This is a genomic window from Amycolatopsis alkalitolerans (genome assembly GCF_006152065.1).
GTDB lineage: Bacteria > Actinomycetota > Actinomycetes > Mycobacteriales > Pseudonocardiaceae > Amycolatopsis_E > Amycolatopsis_E alkalitolerans.
The window spans coordinates 51,746-66,956 of sequence record NZ_VDFW01000025.1; the positions used below are offsets into that span (position 1 = coordinate 51,746).

The following is a 15,211-nucleotide window of genomic DNA, read 5'->3' on the forward strand; positions in this document are numbered from 1 at the left end:
CTCAGCGCCTTCGCCACTCCGTGGCCAGCATCGAGTAGACGAGTTCGCGGTCCCATTTCGGCTTGAGATGCTCGCGCTCGCGCAGGCCGGGGTCGTGCCGCATGCCCAGGCCCTCCATGAGTGAGGCGGACGCGATGTCGCGCGCGTCGCAGGCGCCGAAGATCTGGTGCAGCCGCAGCCCCTCGAACCCCAGCCGCAGGATCTCGGCGCAGGCCTCGGCGCCGTAGCCCTTCCCCTGATGCCGGGGGTGCAGGACGATGATCACGTCGCCGTTGTCGTGCTCGCCGCGCAGCCAGCCGAGCGACACGTCGCCGATGACCTCACCGGTCTCGACGAGCACGATCGCCAGCGAAAGGGTCTGGCCCGGCTCGGCGAGGGTGCTGTGCCTCGTCTTCCGGGCGAGCAGTTCGCGCGTGTCAATCCGGCCCTGCGGCTCCCACGTCAGGTGGCGGACCACCTCGGGATGCGAGTACATCGCGTGGAAGGCGGTGAGATCCGTGCTGGCCAGCGGGCGCAGGTTCAGCCGTGGCGTCTGGACGGGGTAGGTGGGCTGCAGCACACGGGGCAGCGTAGTCCCGCTGAGGCGCCTCACCTGGGTGTTTACCGGGGAACGTATCGAATAGTTAAGAACCGGCAGGTCGCGGGGTCCGAATCACCCGATCGACCGCCGGTGGTTCCGGCACGGGCGGACAGGAAACCCCCGGCGCGTGCTCCGGCAGCGTCGTCAGCCGCTGCCGGCCCGAGCCGGACCATGCTCGGGACGCCGGGGGTCCGGTGACTGCCTGGTATTCGCTGGCAGGCGTCCACTGTCCTGTCGCGGCCCGGACGCCGGCGGCGTCGACGGGGCGCGGCACATCGTGACGGTTTGCCGCCGTCACGCGCTTTTTGTGCAGCTTTGTCCGCTAGCGGACAGCCACCTCACGAGTCCTGTAGATATTCAACCTAGGACCACCTCCTCTCTCGTGTACCGCCAAAGTTATGCCCGCCCCGGCCACCGCCGCAACATCATTATTTTCACTTCGACGGCGCGGGCCCGCGCTGGCAGCGCGGGCAGTACCAGGTGGGCCGCCGCTGCACATCGGTGCCCTGCGTGCGCACCTCGACTCGGCCGCCGCAGCGGTGACAGCCGGTGCGGGTGCGGCCGTAGACCCACGTGCGGCGGCCGCGGGCGGGATCACCGGTGGTGACCTGTTCGTGCCGCCAGGCGTTGGCCAGCAACAGCTTCCGCGCGAGCGCCACCGCCTCGCCGGCGTCCACTTCGGACACCGGCACCCACGGCGTCACGCCGAGCAGGAAGCAGATCTCGCATTTGTAGAGATTTCCGATGCCCGCCATGACCTTCTGGTCGAGCAGGGCGAGCCCCAGCTCTCGGCCGGGTGCGGCGGCGAGGCCGGCCGTGGCGCGCGAGGTGTGCTCGTCAGTCCACTGTGGATCGAGCAGGTCCGGGCCGAGATGCCCGACGAGCCGGGACTCCTCGGCGGTTGGCAGCAGTTCGAGATCGTGCAGCCGGAACCCGACGGCCTGGACCTCGGCGTCGGCGAGCACCACCCGCACGTGATGCTCGGGATGCCGCCAGCGCGCGCCGGACCGGTAGACCTCCCACGCGCCGTCCATCTTCAGATGGCTGTGCAGGCTCAGCTCACCGGAGAAGCGGGTGAACAGGTGCTTGCCCACGGTCCCGACGCCGAGCACGGACTGCCCGGTCAGATCGGTGGTCGCCAGCGCGGGATGCCGGAAATCGGTGCGCGACAACGTCCTTCCCCGCAGCGCCCGGTCGAGCAGCGCGCCGGCGAGGAAGACGGTGTCGCCCTCAGGCATCGGTGCGGATCGCCTCGATCGGCCCGGTGGTCTCGGCCTCGGACTCCTCGATGCGGTGGCGGCCCGCGCGGGTCGACCGCAGGATCTTCGCCAGCACCATGTTGAACGTCAGTGCGATCTCCTGCGCGCCGGGGGAGTGCCATTCGTGGATCGGGCTGCACGCGCCCTGGGCCTGCTGGATGGCCAGCCGGTCGGGGATCGCGGTCGGCATGACCAGCGCCCCGAAGGACTCGCGCAGTTCGGCGATGCGGAACTGGTGTTCGTGCGAGCGCGGGCGCAGCCGGTTCACCAGCACGCCGACCGCCCGCAGGTCCTGGTTGTGCCCGGCACGGATCGCTTCGATCGCCTCGAGCGCGCGCTGCGCCCCGGCGACGGCGTACATGGTCGGCTCGGTCACCAGGAGCGCGCTGTCCGCGGCGACCAGCGCCGATTTCGTCAGCCGCCCCAGCGAGGGCGGGCAGTCGAGGATCACCAGGTCGTGCGGCCGGCCCTGGGACGGGGAGTCGTGCAGCGCGTCGAGCGCGCGGGACAGGCTCGTGAGGCGCCGCTCGTCGGGACCGGGCTCGTTGAGCGTCTCCATCTGCTCCGAGCCCACGAGCACCTCGACCTCGTCGCTCCACGCGCTCGGCGCGATGGCCCGCGCGATCACCGGGCCGTGCGGGGTCTCGAGCACGTCGGCGAGGGTGGCGTCGGTGTAGGGCGGATCGAGCGACGCGGTGGCGTTGCCCTGCGGGTCGAGATCGGCCACCAGCGTGCGGATACCCCGGCGCATCGCTGCCGAGGCGATGCCCAGCGCGACCGTCGTCTTGCCGACGCCTCCCTTGAGGCTGAGTACGGCGACCGTGTGCACGCCCCTGAGCGTAGCCGGGTGCGCTCACCGACTGCGCCTGCTGTCTTTACTAGGCTGTCCCACCATGCGAACGGAGATCGGGGCGGCACGCGGCTCTAGTGCGGTCTGGCGGGTACTCGAGGACGAGGTCGCGCGTGTCCGGGCGCAGGGCACGGCGGAACCGCGGGTGGTCGACGTCGGCGGCGGGACCGGCGGGTGGGCCGTGCCGCTGGCCGCCGTGGGGTGCCGGGTGACCGTGGTCGACCCGAACCAGAACGCGCTGGCCACGCTGCGCCGCCGCGCGCAGGAGCGGGGTGTCGCCGACCGGATCGTCGTGGTCGCCGACGACACCGACGCCCTCACCGCGCGCGTGCCCGCGGGCTCGGGCGACCTGGTGCTGGCCCACGGGCTGCTCGAGGTCGTCGACGATCCGAACCGGGTGGCCGCCGCCCTGGCCGTGGCCGCCGCGCCGGGCGGAGCCGTGTCGGTGCTCGCCGCCAACCGCTTCGCCGCCGTACTGCACCGCGCGCTCGCCGGCCGTCTCGCCGAGGCGCGGCACCTGCTCACGGGAGCGAAAGGCGTCCTGCCCGACGACGGTGAAAGCCTGTCGCGCCGCTTCGACAGCGAGGGGTTGTGCGCGTTGCTGGAGGCCGCTGGTCTGGACGTCGCGCTCCTGCAGGGCGACGGCGTGGTGTCGGACTCGCTCGGCGAGGCGGAGTCCGCCCAGTACAGCGGCGACGAACTGGCGGAGTTCGAGACGGCGGCGAGCATGGTCTCGCCGCTCCGCGACATCGCGACCCGGCTCCACGTGCTGGCGCGCAAGGCCCGCTGACCGGCCGCCGCCGGGCCGCGACCGATGCGGAGGCCGTCCTGGCGTCCTGAACTGTCGGTGGTGCCACGTAGGCTCGGCGGCGATGGGAAGGAACTCCGGCCTGCCCGCCGGTTACGAACGGTTCCGGGTGTCGCCGGCGCACGCCCCGGACGACTCGGGCTGCGGCCTGCTGCATGTCGACATGGACGCGTTCTTCGCGGCCGTCGAGCTGCGTACCCGGCCCGAGCTGGTGGACAAGCCGGTGATCGTGGCCGGTGGCGGCCCCCGTTCGGTGGTCACCTCGGCGAACTACCCGGCCCGCGAGTACGGCGTGCGCGCCGCGATGCAGGCCGCGGTCGCGCGGCGCCTGTGCCCGCACGCGGTCTTCATCCCGCCGACCCACGGCCTCTACGGCGAGGTGTCGCGCGGGGTGATGGCGATCTTCCGCGAGCTGACGCCACTGGTCGAGCCGATGAGCCTCGACGAAACCTTCCTGGACGTCAGCGGCGCGCTGCGGCGGCTCCGCGCGACCCCGGCGCAGGTGGCCGAGCTGATCCGCGAGCGGGTGCGGGCCGAGCACGGGATCACGTGCTCGGTGGGCGTGGCCGGGGTCAAGTTCATCGCGAAGCTCGCCTCCGGGATGGCCAAACCGGACGGGGTGGTGGTCGTGCCGGTGGAGCAGACCCTCGCGTTCCTCCACCCGCTGCCGATCTCGGCGCTGTGGGGCGTGGGCGCGCGCACCGAAGAGAGCCTGCGGCGGCTCGGGCTCACCACCGTCGCGGAAGTCGCGGCGGCGCCGTTGCCCCGGTTGCGCCGCGCGGTCGGCAACGCCGTGGCCGAACACCTGCACGCGCTCGCGGGCGGCCACGACGAGCGGGGCGTGGTCACCGAAAGCCAGGACAAGTCGATCGGCGCGGAGCACACGTTCGACACCGACCAGCGCGACCGCGCGCTGCTGGAACGGGAGCTGCTGCGGCTGTCCGAACGCGTCGCGGCGAGCCTGCGCGCGAAGCAGGTGCGCGGCCGGACGGTCTCGATCAAGGTCCGGTTCGCCGACTTCCGGACGATCACCCGCGCCCGGACGCTCGCTTCCGCGACCGACGTCGCCCGGGTCATCCACTCGACGGCGGTCGCGCTGCTGGCGGAGGCGAGTTCCGGCGCCGAGATCCGGCTACTCGGGGTACGGGTCGAAGGACTCGCCGGAGCCGGCACGCCCGAGCAGCTGACCTTCGAACGGGCTGAGCCCCGCTGGCGGGACGCCGAGGTGGCGGCGGACGTGGCGCGATCGAAGTTCGGGGCGGCGGCCATCAGGCCGGCATCGCTGCTGTCCCCAGGCCCGGCTGAACCGCCGCGGCAGGGCCCGACGTGACGGTGGTGATGCCGTCGAACCAAACGGGGCACAGCTTGGCACCGGGATCGGGTAGTCCTGCGCGCTAAGGACTCGTATCCTGGACAGCGACACCCCGCTCGGGGTGAAGATTGTTGGGTCCAGGACGTTGCGCGGCCCGGCGCCGTGACAGCTGTGCCGGAGGAGGAAAGATGCCACTCTCCGAGCATGAGCAGCGGCTGCTCGATCAGATCGAGCGCGAGCTCTATGCCGAGGACCCCAAGTTCGCGTCTACGGTGCGCGGTGCCCGGTTCCGCCGGCCCGCCCGCCGCCGCCGAATCCAGGGGATCGCGCTGTTCGTAATCGGGGTCGCGCTGCTCGTGGTGGGCGTGATGGTCAGGGCGCTGTGGGTCGCCGAGATCCCCCTAGCGAGTGTGCTCGGGTTCCTGGTGATGTTCTTCGGGGTCGTACTCGCCGTGATGGGCGGTCGCGGCGGCGGGAACGCCAAGGCGGCCAAGAACGGCGGGCCGAAGGCGAAGAGTTCGTTCACGCAGCGCATGGAGGAACGCTTCCGCCAGCGCTTCGAAGAGTAGGGACGGCGGGATCGGCGGGATTCTGCCTGCGGAAAGCGCAGGCCCGGATCCCGCCGTTGGTCTGCCTTGGGGGTCGAACCCCCAAACCCCCGCCAGGGGGCAGGCCCCCTGGACCCCCGTCGTGGTCGGGCCGGGTGCCTGGCTCGTGCTACCGGTTCCGGCGGGATGGGATCGGCGGGATTCTGCCTGCGGAAAGCGCAGGCCCGGATCCCGCCGTTGGTCTGCCTTGGGGGTCGAACCCCCAAACCCCCGCCAGGGGGCAGGCCCCCTGGACCCCGGTCGTGGTCCGGCCGGGTGCCTGGCTCGTGCTACCGGTTCCGGCGACGCAGGATCGACCTCGGGAAGAGGCGCCCTCGCCACGACATGGGGGCGTTGCGGCGCAGGCTCTCCCGCACGCCTTCGAACGCGGACACGAAGCGCGGGTCCTCGCCGCGGCCCTCCGGCGCGTACCACGAGCGCTCCACGACGCCGACCACCGTGCGCAGATCGTCCTGACCGGTCTGGTCCAGGTGATGCTGCTGCGCGACCTTCGCCGCCGCCGCGCGCAGGGTGTCCGAAGGCGGGATCGGCACCCCCCGGTCGGCGCACTCGTCGAGCAACTCGGCCCACGCCGCGTCCGCCGCGCCCGGAGTGCTCGACGTGATCGCCTGCCAGCGGCGCCGCCGGTGGATCTCCCGCATGATCGCCGGCGCGAGCGCCACCGCGGCCAGCACCAGCAGCACCAGCGCGAGCATCCAGTGGATCAGCCAGGCTGTCAGCAGCACCGCCAGCAGCCACGCCCCGGCCGCGGCGAGCGGTAGCCACCGGGCGCGGTTCCGGGCGAGCTTCGCCCGGAACCGCACCCACGCGGTGAGCACGACCGCCACCAGCACGATCGCCAGCGCGAGCCACCCGGCCCAGCCCGGCGCCGAGCCGGGTGCGCCCGGCTGCGGCCCCGCGCCCGTGCCCGCACCGTCGTGCTGCGCGCTGGGCGCGTCGCTCGGTGCCACGTGCGTGGTCGAGACGCTGGGCACCTCCTGGCTGTCCGTGGCCGACTGGTCGTTCGGCGTGCTGCTCGACTCCAGGTACGGCGGCACGTAGCCGCGGCCGTCCGAACGCGGCGTCGGGTCGAAGCTGACCCAGCCGAGGTCGTCGCCGAAGTAGACCTCGACCCACGCGTGCGCGTCCTGCGAGGTGATCACGCGGGTGTCGCCGTCGGCGTAGCCGGTGGTGAAGCCGACCGCCACGCGCGACGGGATGCCCAGCACCCGCAGCATGACCGCCATCGCCGAGGCGAACTGCTCGCAGAACCCGCGCCTGCCGTTGAGCAGGAAGTCGGCCAGCGCGTCGGAGTCGGCGGCGCTCGCCGTGCTCGTGTCGTAGGTGAACCGGTCCTCCTGGGTGAAGAACCGCCAGAGCGCGTCGGCCTTGTCGAACATCGTGGTCTCGCCCGCGGTGACCTGCCGGGTCAGCGCGATCACCCGCGGGTCCACCCCGCTGATCCGCGTGTAGGCGGCCGGCGCCGACGGCGGGCCGACCACCGTCTCCAGCTGGGACTTCGAGGGTTCGGCCAGTGAGGCGACCTCGGTGTACGGCGATACGTGCTGCCTGCGCTCGCTGAACACCGCGCCGCTCGCCGGGTCGTAGTACCAGCCCGGCGAGACGTCCTGGAGCCCGCGCAGCGCGCCGTACACCGGCAGCCACACGTCCACCCAGTTCACCGGCTGGATCTGGATCTGCCGCGACTCGGCGGTGCCGTCGTCGCCCGGCTCGGCGGGCAGGGGCCGGTTCGCCGGGTAGCCGGCGGGCATCGGGCCGTCCGGCAGGGTCCAGCCCTGGTTGGGCCGGAAGGTGTCCAACGTGAACGCGCGCAGCAGGCGCTTGTCGTTGCCGAGGCCGCGGACCCGGAACAGGTCCACCGGGTTGCCCTGGTCGAGCATTCCCCGCAGCGAGGTGAACGGGTTCACGCCCAGACCGCCCGAGCCCGCGCCCTGCCCGTTGTGCCCGCTGCCCGGCAGCCGCCCGACCGTGCCGACCGCGGTCAGCGAGGTGCCCGCGACCAGCCCGCAGACCAGCGCCAGCGCCACCACCGCGACCGGGGCGGACGCCGACGACGGTGAGACGCCGAGGCCGGGCGCATCCCGGTTGCGCCAGCGGCGGTGCCGGTGGTTGCCGTCCACCGCGAGGAGTCCCGCGAAGGCCGCGGCGCCGAGCACGAAGGTCCACCACGGGAGCATGGTGTCGGAAAGGGACGCCGGGACCGCGTACACGCACAGCAGCACCAGACCCGTCGCCGCGGGCGCGGACGCCCCGACGGCCAGGGTGTCGACGAGCACCGCGACCATGCCCATCGCGATGGTGACCAGGCAGAGGATCGGCGGGGTCGGGTCGACCGGCGGCAGGCCCGTGCGGATCTGGTCGAACGCGGCGACGAGCACGCTGTTGAGCTCACCGAAGGCGCCGGGGCCGGGGATGATCGCGAGGATGCCGCTGCCGGTGAACACGCCGGTCACCAGCAGGAGGAGCACCAGCAACTGGGCGAGCCCGACGAGCGGCGTCGGGGTGCGGATCGACCGCAGCGCCAGGCCCGTGCACGCGACGAGCACGACGGCGACCGCGACGTAGCCGAGCCAGCTCGCGCCGCCGACGACACCGGTCAGCGAGGTCGAGGCGGCGAGCGTCGCGACCCCGGCCGCCACCGGCGCGAGCACCGAACTGCGCCACGCGGGCGGCGGCCCCGCGTACCGTTTGGACAGCGTGTGCAGCTGGGGCGGGCCCGGGGGAGCGGAGCCGGGGAGCGTGCTGGTCACCGCGACCCGCCGATCAGCGCGTTCCGGCCGGCCGCCGCACGGCACAGTTCGGCCCAGACCTGGGGCATCGAGGTGTCCGGGTCGGCGATCACGACACCCCAGCCCGCCGCCCGCAGCAGCGCGGCCGACTCTTCGGTCGCGGCCGCGCGCTGCTCGGGCGCGGACACGCCGCTGGCGAAGGCCGGGGTGTCCAGCAGGACCGCGAGGCTGCGGATCCCGCGGGGCCGGAACCGCGCCAGCTCACCGACCGCTTCGTTGCTCACCGTGCCCAGGATCGCGATCAGCTCCTGCCCCTCGGCCGGGTCGTGCCCGGGGGTGAGGTCCCGCTGGTGCGCCGGCTGCAGCGCGGCCAGCGCGTCCAGGATGACGTTGTCGTACCCCTCGCCGCCGTCACCGGGCGCGTCGGCGAGCACCTTGCCGTGCTCGCTGACCAGCCGCACGCGATGCCCGGCCTTCCGCACGTGCAGGCATACGCTGGCGGCGAACGAGACGGCCCACTCCAGGCTCGCCGTGGGCCCGGTGCCGTGATGCGCGGCGGCGCGGTGGTCCAGCAGCACGGTCGTGCCGCCGCGCCACGGGCGCTCCTCCACCCGGACCATGATCTCGTCACGGCGGGCCGTCGAGCGCCAGTGGACCTTCCGCAGATCGTCGCCCTGCCGGTAGTGGCGGACGATCACGTCGGTCTCGCCCTGTCCGGCGTGCAGCCGGACACTGCCGTCCTCACCGGCGCCGATCCCGGCCCCGTTGGGCAGGCCCCACAGCGCGACCACCCGCGGCACCACGACCAGGCGGCTGTGCCCGATGAGCTCGCGGTCGAACTCGCACAGCCCGAACGGGTCGGTCAGCGTCGCGCGCAGCGGGCCGACCTGCTGGATGCCCCGCAGCATCGGCTGGAGCGGGTAGCGCAGCGCCACCACCCGCCCGTGCGGCAGCCGCTCGACCACGAACCGCGGCCGTGCCCCCAGGGCGTACGGCACGCCGTCTTCGAGCAGCACCTCGCCGGCGGGCAGTTTCCCGTTGCGCCACAAGGCGAGTTCGACCTCGCTGGCCCAGCCGGCGGCGACCCGGTCCGGCAGCAGCCGCCGCGACGCGCCGATGCGCACCCGCGAGGCGGCGATGAACCCGGCCACCACGAGCGGCAGCGCGACCACGAACACCGCGACCCGCAGCAGATCACGCTCGTTGAGCACCACCGCGCACACGGCCGCCGCGACGCCCGCCGCCAGCAGGCAGCGCCCCCGCGTGGTCAGCCCAGACAGCGACCGCAGCATCGGGGGCTACCGGTGGCCCTGGCCGTTGTACGCCGGCCCGCCCTGGGGCACCGCCACGCGGTGCAATACCGCGCGCACCACGTCGGTGGCCGAGCGGCGGGCGGCATGCGCCTCGGTGGTCAGCACGAGCCGGTGCGCGAGCACCGGGATGGCCACGGCGTGCAGGTCGTCCGGGACGACGAAGTCCCGGCCCGACAGCGCCGCGTGCGCCCGGGCGGCCCGCACGAACTGCAGGGTCGCGCGCGGGGACGCGCCGAGGCGGATCTCCGGCACCTGCCGGGTCGCGGCGACGACGTCGACGGCGTAGCGGCGTACCTCGGGCGCGATGTGCACCCGCCGGACCTGGCCGATCAGCCGCATGACGGTCGCCGCGTCGGAAACCGGCTCGAGGTCCTTCAGCGGGTTGTGGCCCGAGTGCTCGTCGACCATCGCGAGTTCGGCCTGCTGATCCGGGTAGCCGATGGAGACGCGTGCGGTGAACCGGTCGCGCTGCGCCTCCGGCAGGGCGTAGGTGCCCTCCATCTCGACCGGGTTCTGTGTCGCGATGACCATGAACGGGTCGTCGAGGCCGTAGGTCGTCGTGTCGACCGTGACCTGCTGCTCCTCCATGCACTCCAGGAGCGCGGACTGTGTTTTCGGCGAGGCGCGGTTGATCTCGTCGCCGACCACGATGTTCGCGAACACCGGGCCGGAGCGGAACTCGAACTCGCCGGTCTGGCGGTTGTAGATGGACACGCCGGTGACGTCGCTGGGCAGCAGGTCCGGGGTGAACTGGATCCGGCTGACGGTGCAGTCGATGGACCGGGCCAGCGCCTTGGCCAGCGACGTCTTGCCGACGCCGGGCACGTCCTCGACGAGCAGGTGGCCTTCGGCGAGCAGGGTGACCAGCGCGATGCGCACCACGTCCGGCTTCCCGACGAGTACCCGCTCGACGTTCGCGGCGATCCGCCGCATCGTGTCGTGCAACTCGTCGAGGGACGTGTGGCCGTTGTAGGCCGGCGCGCCGGACGGGTAGTACGGCGCCTGCCCGTGCTCGCCGGTGTACTCGCCAGGCGTCGCGGGTTGTGTCCTCGACGTCACTCGACCTCCTGTGCTGAAGCCCTTGCCTGCTCGATGGGGAGTGCCCCCGCATGATGGTGGCGCGGAAGCGTCTCACACACGGGTCCCGGCGGCGCCGTCGAGCCTTCCGATGCTGCTCGGCTGACACTCAGCCTGCCACCAAGTGTGTCAAACCTCCGCCAATCACGGGAGCGAGCCCTCGTTTTCCGGTGCGTGCTTCCCCCACCATTCCCCACTTGGCGGCCCGGGTAGTCCCGGAAGACGGGCGGGATCCGGTCCGTACCCCCGTCGCGGGGGAGACCGGGCGGGCGGCCCCCCACCTTTCCCCCACCTGGCACCACCATTCTTCACCTGCGAAAACAACGCGAGATTCGCTCGGAAGTGGCGAGGAATGGCGTTGACTGTGGTGAAAAGTGGGGTACCGTGGTGCGCAGTGGGGCGGAAGGGAGGCCCCGTGGGAGGTGGGGCCGATGTTTCTCGGTACCCATACTCCGAGGCTGGACGACAAGGGGCGGCTCACGCTGCCCGCGAAGTTTCGGGACGCGCTGGCAGGTGGGCTGATGGTCACCAAAGGGCAAGACCACTGTCTCTACGTCTTCCCGCGCGCCGAGTTCGAGCAGATGGCCCGGAAGGTCGCGGAAGCACCGTTCACCAACGAAGCGGTCCGCGCCTACCAGCGCTATCTGTTCGCCGGAACCGACGAACAGCGTCCGGACGGGCAGGGGCGCATCGCGATCGCGTCCGAGTTGCGGCGCTACGCCGGGCTCAACAAGGAGTGCGTGGTGATCGGGGCGATCACCAGGCTGGAGATCTGGGACGCCCAGGCTTGGCAGACCTACCTCGAAGAGCACGAGGACAGCTATGCCAAGGCACAGGAAGAGGTTCTGCCTGGGGTGTTCTAGCCGTGGCGGTGACCCGGCACCCGCGCCGTCGGGGGGCGCGGGTCCCGGAGGACGTGGGAGACCTGGACTCGGATGCCGTGAGGCCTCTGTCCGCTCAGTGGCCCTGGTGCACCTTCCCCGGCACCAGGTTCTCAGCGGGCGGGCGGGGACCTGACGGCATCCGTTTCTCATGTGGGCGAGAAAGGGGGGCGTGATGGCGGCCGAACACGTGCCGGTGCTGCTCGGGCGTGTGCTCGAACTGTTCGCGCCCGCGGTCGCCGGGCGCCCCGCCGTGCTGGTCGACGCCACCGTCGGTCTCGGCGGCCACTCCGACGCGCTTCTCTCCGCCCATCCGCGGCTGCGGCTGATCGCGCTGGACCGGGATCCGCAGGCGCTGGAGCGGTCCGCCGAACGGCTTGCGCACCACGGGGATCGCGTCGAGCTCGTGCACGCGGTGTACGACCGGATTCCCGAGGTCCTCGCCGACCGTCATCTGTCCACAGTGGATGGTGTGCTGTTCGACCTCGGCGTGTCGTCGATGCAGCTCGACCGCACCGACCGCGGGTTCGCCTACGCCAGGGACGCGCCGCTGGACATGCGGATGGACCCGACGACCGGGCCGACGGCGGCCGACGTCCTCAACACCTACCCGCCGGCCGAGTTGGTCCGTGTCCTGCGGGACTACGGGGAGGAACGGTTCGCCCAGCGGATCGTCAAAGCCGTTGTGGCGCAGCGCGAACGCGAACCGTTCAGCCGCAGCGACCGGCTGGTCCGGCTGCTCTACGACGCCGTGCCGGCGGCGAGCAGGCGTACCGGCGGGCACCCGGCGAAGCGCACCTTCCAGGCACTGCGGATCGAGGTCAACAGCGAGCTGCCGGTGCTGCGCGAGGCGATCCCGGCGGCGGTGAAAGCGCTTTCGGTCGGCGGCCGGATCGTCGTCGAGTCCTACCAGTCGCTGGAGGACCGGATCGTCAAGCAGGCCTTCGTCGAGCTTGCGAAGTCCCGTACGCCCCCAGGCCTGCCGGTCGAACTGCCCGGGCACGGACCCGAGCTGAAGCTGCTGACCCGCGGGGCCGAAAAGGCCGGCGAGAACGAGATCGAGCACAACCCGCGAGCCGCATCCGTGCGGCTTCGCGCGGCGCAACGGATACGAGAGGCGGCGGTATGACAGCGCCCACCCGGACCCGGCGGAAGCCGCCGGCCGAAATCCCGTCGCGCACCGGAACCAGGGAGGCCACCCGCACCGAGCGGCGAAGCACTCGAGGCGTCCAGCAGCGCAGCACCGCGGCCGAGCGTGCGTACGCGCGCCGCGCGCAGCGCGCAGATCTGCTGCGCCAGACCGAAAAGGAGCCGCGGCCGGCCACCCGGCGGGCGCGGCTGCGCTTGCCCAGGTCGCGTGCCTCGTTCGTGCTGATCGTGATGATGCTGCTCGCGGCCGGGGTGGCGACCACGCTGCTGCTGTCCACGCAGGCGATCGCCGACTCCTACCGGCTCGAACAGATCCGGCAGGAGAACTCCGGCCTCGCCGAGCAGTCCGAGCGCCTGCAGGAGGACGTCACGAAGGCGGACACGGCGTCCTCGCTCGCCGAGCGGGCGACGGCGCTCGGCATGGTGCCCGGCGGTGACCCGGCGCACCTCGTGCAGAACCCGGACGGTTCGGTCACCGTCGTCGGAAAGCCGGAGAAGGCCGTCCGCCCGGCGCCGCCGCCCACACCGCCCGCGCCCCCGTCGACTTCGGCGTCCCCGCCTCCGGCCGGCAACGCCGGGGGACAGCCCACCGCACCTGTCGAAGGAGACGTGGCGCAAGGCGATCAGCAGGCGCCGCCCATACAGTCGGGAGGACAGTGATGCCGGGACGTTCCCGCCGTACCTACGCCGCCCGGGTCCGGCGGGTGGCCGGCCGCCCGGCGACCGCGACCGGAAAGGGACGGTACGTCGCCGTGCGCGTCGCGCTCGTCAGCGTCCTCGTCGTGGCCGGGCTGCGCCTGGTGCAGGTGCAGGGTTTCGAGGCGGAGGCGCTGTCGGCGAAGGCCGAGAACCAGCGGAGCACCGTCATCACCGTGCCGGCCAAGCGCGGGGCGATCGAGGACCGCAACGGGATCAAGCTCGCCTTCAGCGTGGAAACCCGCGCGCTGTCGGTGAACCTCAGGCTCATGCGCAAGGCCTGGGCCGACTACGCGCAGAAGAACCCGGCGCTGGGGCAGAACTTCGACACCCGCGCGGCCGCGGCGGCGACGTTCATCGCCGCGCAGCTGCCGGGCAAGATCACCGAGCAGGAGCTGCTCGCCGACTTCCACAAGAACCAGGACTTCACCTACCTGGTGAAGGACGTCGAACCGTCGGTCGCGGACGAGATCACCAAGAAGTTCCCGGAGATCGGCAGCGAGAAGCAGGCCGCGCGGGAGTACCCGGCCGGCACGCTCGCGTCCAATGTGATCGGGCTCGCGAACTGGCGCACGGACGACCAGGACGTGTCCAAGCACAACCTGCACGGCATCGCCGGGCTCGAGCTGCAGCGGGACGCGGACCTCGCGGGCACGCCGGGGCAGTACGTGGCGGACACCGCCTCGGGCAACGACAACGTCATCATTCCAGGCACCGAACGCGACGTGCAGCCCGCGAAGCCGGGCAACGACGTGGTGCTGACGATCGACTCCGACGTGCAGTACACGTTGCAGAACCAGCTCTCGGACTACGTCCGGCGATCGCATGCCAAGGACGGCAGCGCGGTCATCATGGACGCGAAGACGGGGGAGATCTACGCGCTCGCCGACGACCGCACGTTCAACCCGAACGATCCCAGCACGTACACCGGCGACCTGATGAACGACAGGGCCATCACGACGCCGTACGAACCGGGCTCGGTGAACAAGATCGTCGACGCGACCGCGGCGATCGACACCGGCGTCACGACCCCGCAGTCGGTCAACACGGTGCCCGGTTCGCTCAAGGTGGCCGACCACACGGTGCACGACGCGTGGTCGCACGGCACCGTGCACTACACCACGACCGGGATCTTCGCGAAGTCCTCCAACATCGGCACGCTCCTGCTGGCGCAGCAGGTCGGCCCGGACCGGTACATGGACTACCTGCGCAGGTTCGGGATCGGGCAGAGCACGGGAATCGGACTGCCCGGCGAGAGCCGCGGTTACGTGCCACCGCGCAACACCTGGACGGGCACGACGTTCGGCAACCTGCCGATCGGGCAGGGGCTGTCGATGACCGTCGTGCAGATGGCGGGGATGTACCAGGCGATCGCGAACAACGGGCTGCGCGTGCAGCCGCGGATCGTGAAGAACGAGATCCAGCCGGACGGCACGGTCGTGCCCGAGGCGGCGCCGAAGACCGAGCAGGTGGTCAGCCCGCAGACGGCGACGACGGTGCGCGACATGCTGCGCGCGGTCACGCAGAAGGGCAAGGACGGCAACAGCGGCACGGCGCCGACCGCCGCGCTGGAGGGGTACCAGATCTCCGGCAAGACCGGCACCGCGCAGCAGGTCAACCCGGTGACCAAGGCCTACAGCGATTCGCTGTACAACATCACCTTCGCCGGCATCCTGCCCGCGGACAACCCGCGGTTCGTGGTCGGCATCTGGCTCGACGCCCCGGACACCACGCTGCCCATTGGCGATTCGGCGGCCCCGCTGTTCCACAGCCTGGCGTCCTACCTGACCCAGCGCTACCAGCTCCCGCTGTCCTCGGGCCCGACCCCCTACATGCCCCTCCAGATCAACGAATAACCACCGAGATCGACCCCCAGAACGCCGAGCTCACGGGAAGGCCTACCGGTGCACGGGAGCGGGGTGGCGCGTCGGTAACCTTCCGGGCGTGTC

At 72.0% G+C, this 15,211-nt stretch carries 13 protein-coding genes; 7 read left to right on the forward strand and 6 right to left on the reverse strand.

All coding sequences use genetic code 11. From position 1 onward, the window contains the following. Nucleotide 1: 1 nt before the first annotated feature. The 3 genes from FG385_RS24615 to FG385_RS24625 form a co-directional block, all read right to left on the reverse strand. Complete coding sequence (locus FG385_RS24615; RefSeq protein WP_139099149.1) at nucleotides 2–559, reverse strand: GNAT family N-acetyltransferase; 558 nt, start codon at nucleotides 557–559, stop codon at nucleotides 2–4. A gap of 455 nt (nucleotides 560–1,014) precedes the next feature. After that, the gene (locus FG385_RS24620) at nucleotides 1,015–1,818 is read right to left on the reverse strand and encodes a DNA-formamidopyrimidine glycosylase family protein (protein ID WP_139099150.1); all 804 of its coding nucleotides are present in this window, start codon (nucleotides 1,816–1,818) and stop codon (nucleotides 1,015–1,017) included. Then, nucleotides 1,811–2,668 (reverse strand): ParA family protein, encoded by an 858-nt coding sequence (locus FG385_RS24625; RefSeq protein WP_139099151.1) that lies wholly within the window; start codon nucleotides 2,666–2,668, stop codon nucleotides 1,811–1,813. Before FG385_RS24625 ends, FG385_RS24620 begins: the two co-directional genes overlap by 8 nt. 64 nt (nucleotides 2,669–2,732) lie before the next feature. Between FG385_RS24625 and FG385_RS24630 the strand changes: the two genes are divergently transcribed. From FG385_RS24630 to FG385_RS24640, 3 genes are all read left to right on the forward strand, one after another. After that, nucleotides 2,733–3,479, forward strand: a complete 747-nt coding sequence (locus tag FG385_RS24630; RefSeq protein ID WP_139099152.1) for a methyltransferase domain-containing protein — start codon at nucleotides 2,733–2,735, stop codon at nucleotides 3,477–3,479. A gap of 82 nt (nucleotides 3,480–3,561) precedes the next feature. Beyond that, nucleotides 3,562–4,827 carry a DNA polymerase IV gene (gene dinB / locus FG385_RS24635; RefSeq protein ID WP_139099153.1) on the forward strand — a complete coding sequence of 422 codons (1,266 nt, stop codon included), beginning with the start codon at nucleotides 3,562–3,564 and terminating at the stop codon, nucleotides 4,825–4,827. A gap of 170 nt (nucleotides 4,828–4,997) precedes the next feature. Continuing rightward, the gene (locus tag FG385_RS24640) at nucleotides 4,998–5,378 is read left to right on the forward strand and encodes a DUF3040 domain-containing protein (protein WP_139099154.1); all 381 of its coding nucleotides are present in this window, start codon (nucleotides 4,998–5,000) and stop codon (nucleotides 5,376–5,378) included. 308 nt (nucleotides 5,379–5,686) lie between these two features. Here the strand turns inward: FG385_RS24640 and FG385_RS24645 are convergent, their stop codons facing one another. Genes FG385_RS24645 through FG385_RS24655 form a run of 3 tightly spaced genes read right to left on the reverse strand, consistent with a single transcriptional unit; the run spans nucleotide 5,687 to nucleotide 10,518 of the window. Then, nucleotides 5,687–8,167 carry a transglutaminase TgpA family protein gene (locus FG385_RS24645; RefSeq protein WP_235022771.1) on the reverse strand — a complete coding sequence of 827 codons (2,481 nt, stop codon included), beginning with the start codon at nucleotides 8,165–8,167 and terminating at the stop codon, nucleotides 5,687–5,689. Next, the gene (locus FG385_RS24650) at nucleotides 8,164–9,438 is read right to left on the reverse strand and encodes a DUF58 domain-containing protein (RefSeq protein WP_139099155.1); all 1,275 of its coding nucleotides are present in this window, start codon (nucleotides 9,436–9,438) and stop codon (nucleotides 8,164–8,166) included. The genes FG385_RS24645 and FG385_RS24650 overlap by 4 nt, the downstream gene beginning before the upstream one ends. A 6-nt stretch (nucleotides 9,439–9,444) precedes the next feature. Next, nucleotides 9,445–10,518: an AAA family ATPase gene (locus tag FG385_RS24655; RefSeq protein WP_200834635.1), complete on the reverse strand. Its 1,074-nt coding sequence runs from the start codon at nucleotides 10,516–10,518 to the stop codon at nucleotides 9,445–9,447. 449 nt (nucleotides 10,519–10,967) lie between these two features. Between FG385_RS24655 and mraZ the strand changes: the two genes are divergently transcribed. The 4 genes from mraZ (at nucleotide 10,968) to FG385_RS24675 (ending at nucleotide 15,118) form a co-directional block, all read left to right on the forward strand. Then, nucleotides 10,968–11,399: a division/cell wall cluster transcriptional repressor MraZ gene (gene mraZ, locus FG385_RS24660; RefSeq protein ID WP_139099156.1), complete on the forward strand. Its 432-nt coding sequence runs from the start codon at nucleotides 10,968–10,970 to the stop codon at nucleotides 11,397–11,399. Between the two features lie 193 nt (nucleotides 11,400–11,592). Further along, nucleotides 11,593–12,546, forward strand: a complete 954-nt coding sequence (gene rsmH, locus FG385_RS24665) for a 16S rRNA (cytosine(1402)-N(4))-methyltransferase RsmH (protein WP_200834636.1) — start codon at nucleotides 11,593–11,595, stop codon at nucleotides 12,544–12,546. Then, the gene (locus tag FG385_RS24670; RefSeq protein WP_139099157.1) at nucleotides 12,543–13,226 is read left to right on the forward strand and encodes a hypothetical protein; all 684 of its coding nucleotides are present in this window, start codon (nucleotides 12,543–12,545) and stop codon (nucleotides 13,224–13,226) included. The genes rsmH and FG385_RS24670 overlap by 4 nt, the downstream gene beginning before the upstream one ends. Further along, nucleotides 13,226–15,118, forward strand: coding sequence for a peptidoglycan D,D-transpeptidase FtsI family protein (locus tag FG385_RS24675; protein WP_139099158.1), 1,893 nt, complete (start codon nucleotides 13,226–13,228; stop codon nucleotides 15,116–15,118). Before FG385_RS24670 ends, FG385_RS24675 begins: the two co-directional genes overlap by 1 nt. Nucleotides 15,119–15,211: the final 93 nt, after the last annotated feature.

Bases quoted from the DNA above. Each gene is read 5' to 3' on its own strand.
- dinB (WP_139099153.1), top strand. From the start codon at position 3,562: ATGGGAAGGAACTCCGGCCTGCCCGCCGGTTACGAACGGTTCCGGGTG.
- rsmH (WP_200834636.1), top strand. From the start codon at position 11,593: ATGGCGGCCGAACACGTGCCGGTGCTGCTCGGGCGTGTGCTCGAACTG.
- FG385_RS24675 (WP_139099158.1), top strand. From the start codon at position 13,226: ATGCCGGGACGTTCCCGCCGTACCTACGCCGCCCGGGTCCGGCGGGTG.
- FG385_RS24640 (WP_139099154.1), top strand. From the start codon at position 4,998: ATGCCACTCTCCGAGCATGAGCAGCGGCTGCTCGATCAGATCGAGCGC.
- FG385_RS24630 (WP_139099152.1), top strand. From the start codon at position 2,733: ATGCGAACGGAGATCGGGGCGGCACGCGGCTCTAGTGCGGTCTGGCGG.
- mraZ (WP_139099156.1), top strand. From the start codon at position 10,968: ATGTTTCTCGGTACCCATACTCCGAGGCTGGACGACAAGGGGCGGCTC.
- FG385_RS24620 (WP_139099150.1), bottom strand. From the start codon at position 1,818: ATGCCTGAGGGCGACACCGTCTTCCTCGCCGGCGCGCTGCTCGACCGG.
- FG385_RS24670 (WP_139099157.1), top strand. From the start codon at position 12,543: ATGACAGCGCCCACCCGGACCCGGCGGAAGCCGCCGGCCGAAATCCCG.
- FG385_RS24650 (WP_139099155.1), bottom strand. From the start codon at position 9,438: ATGCTGCGGTCGCTGTCTGGGCTGACCACGCGGGGGCGCTGCCTGCTG.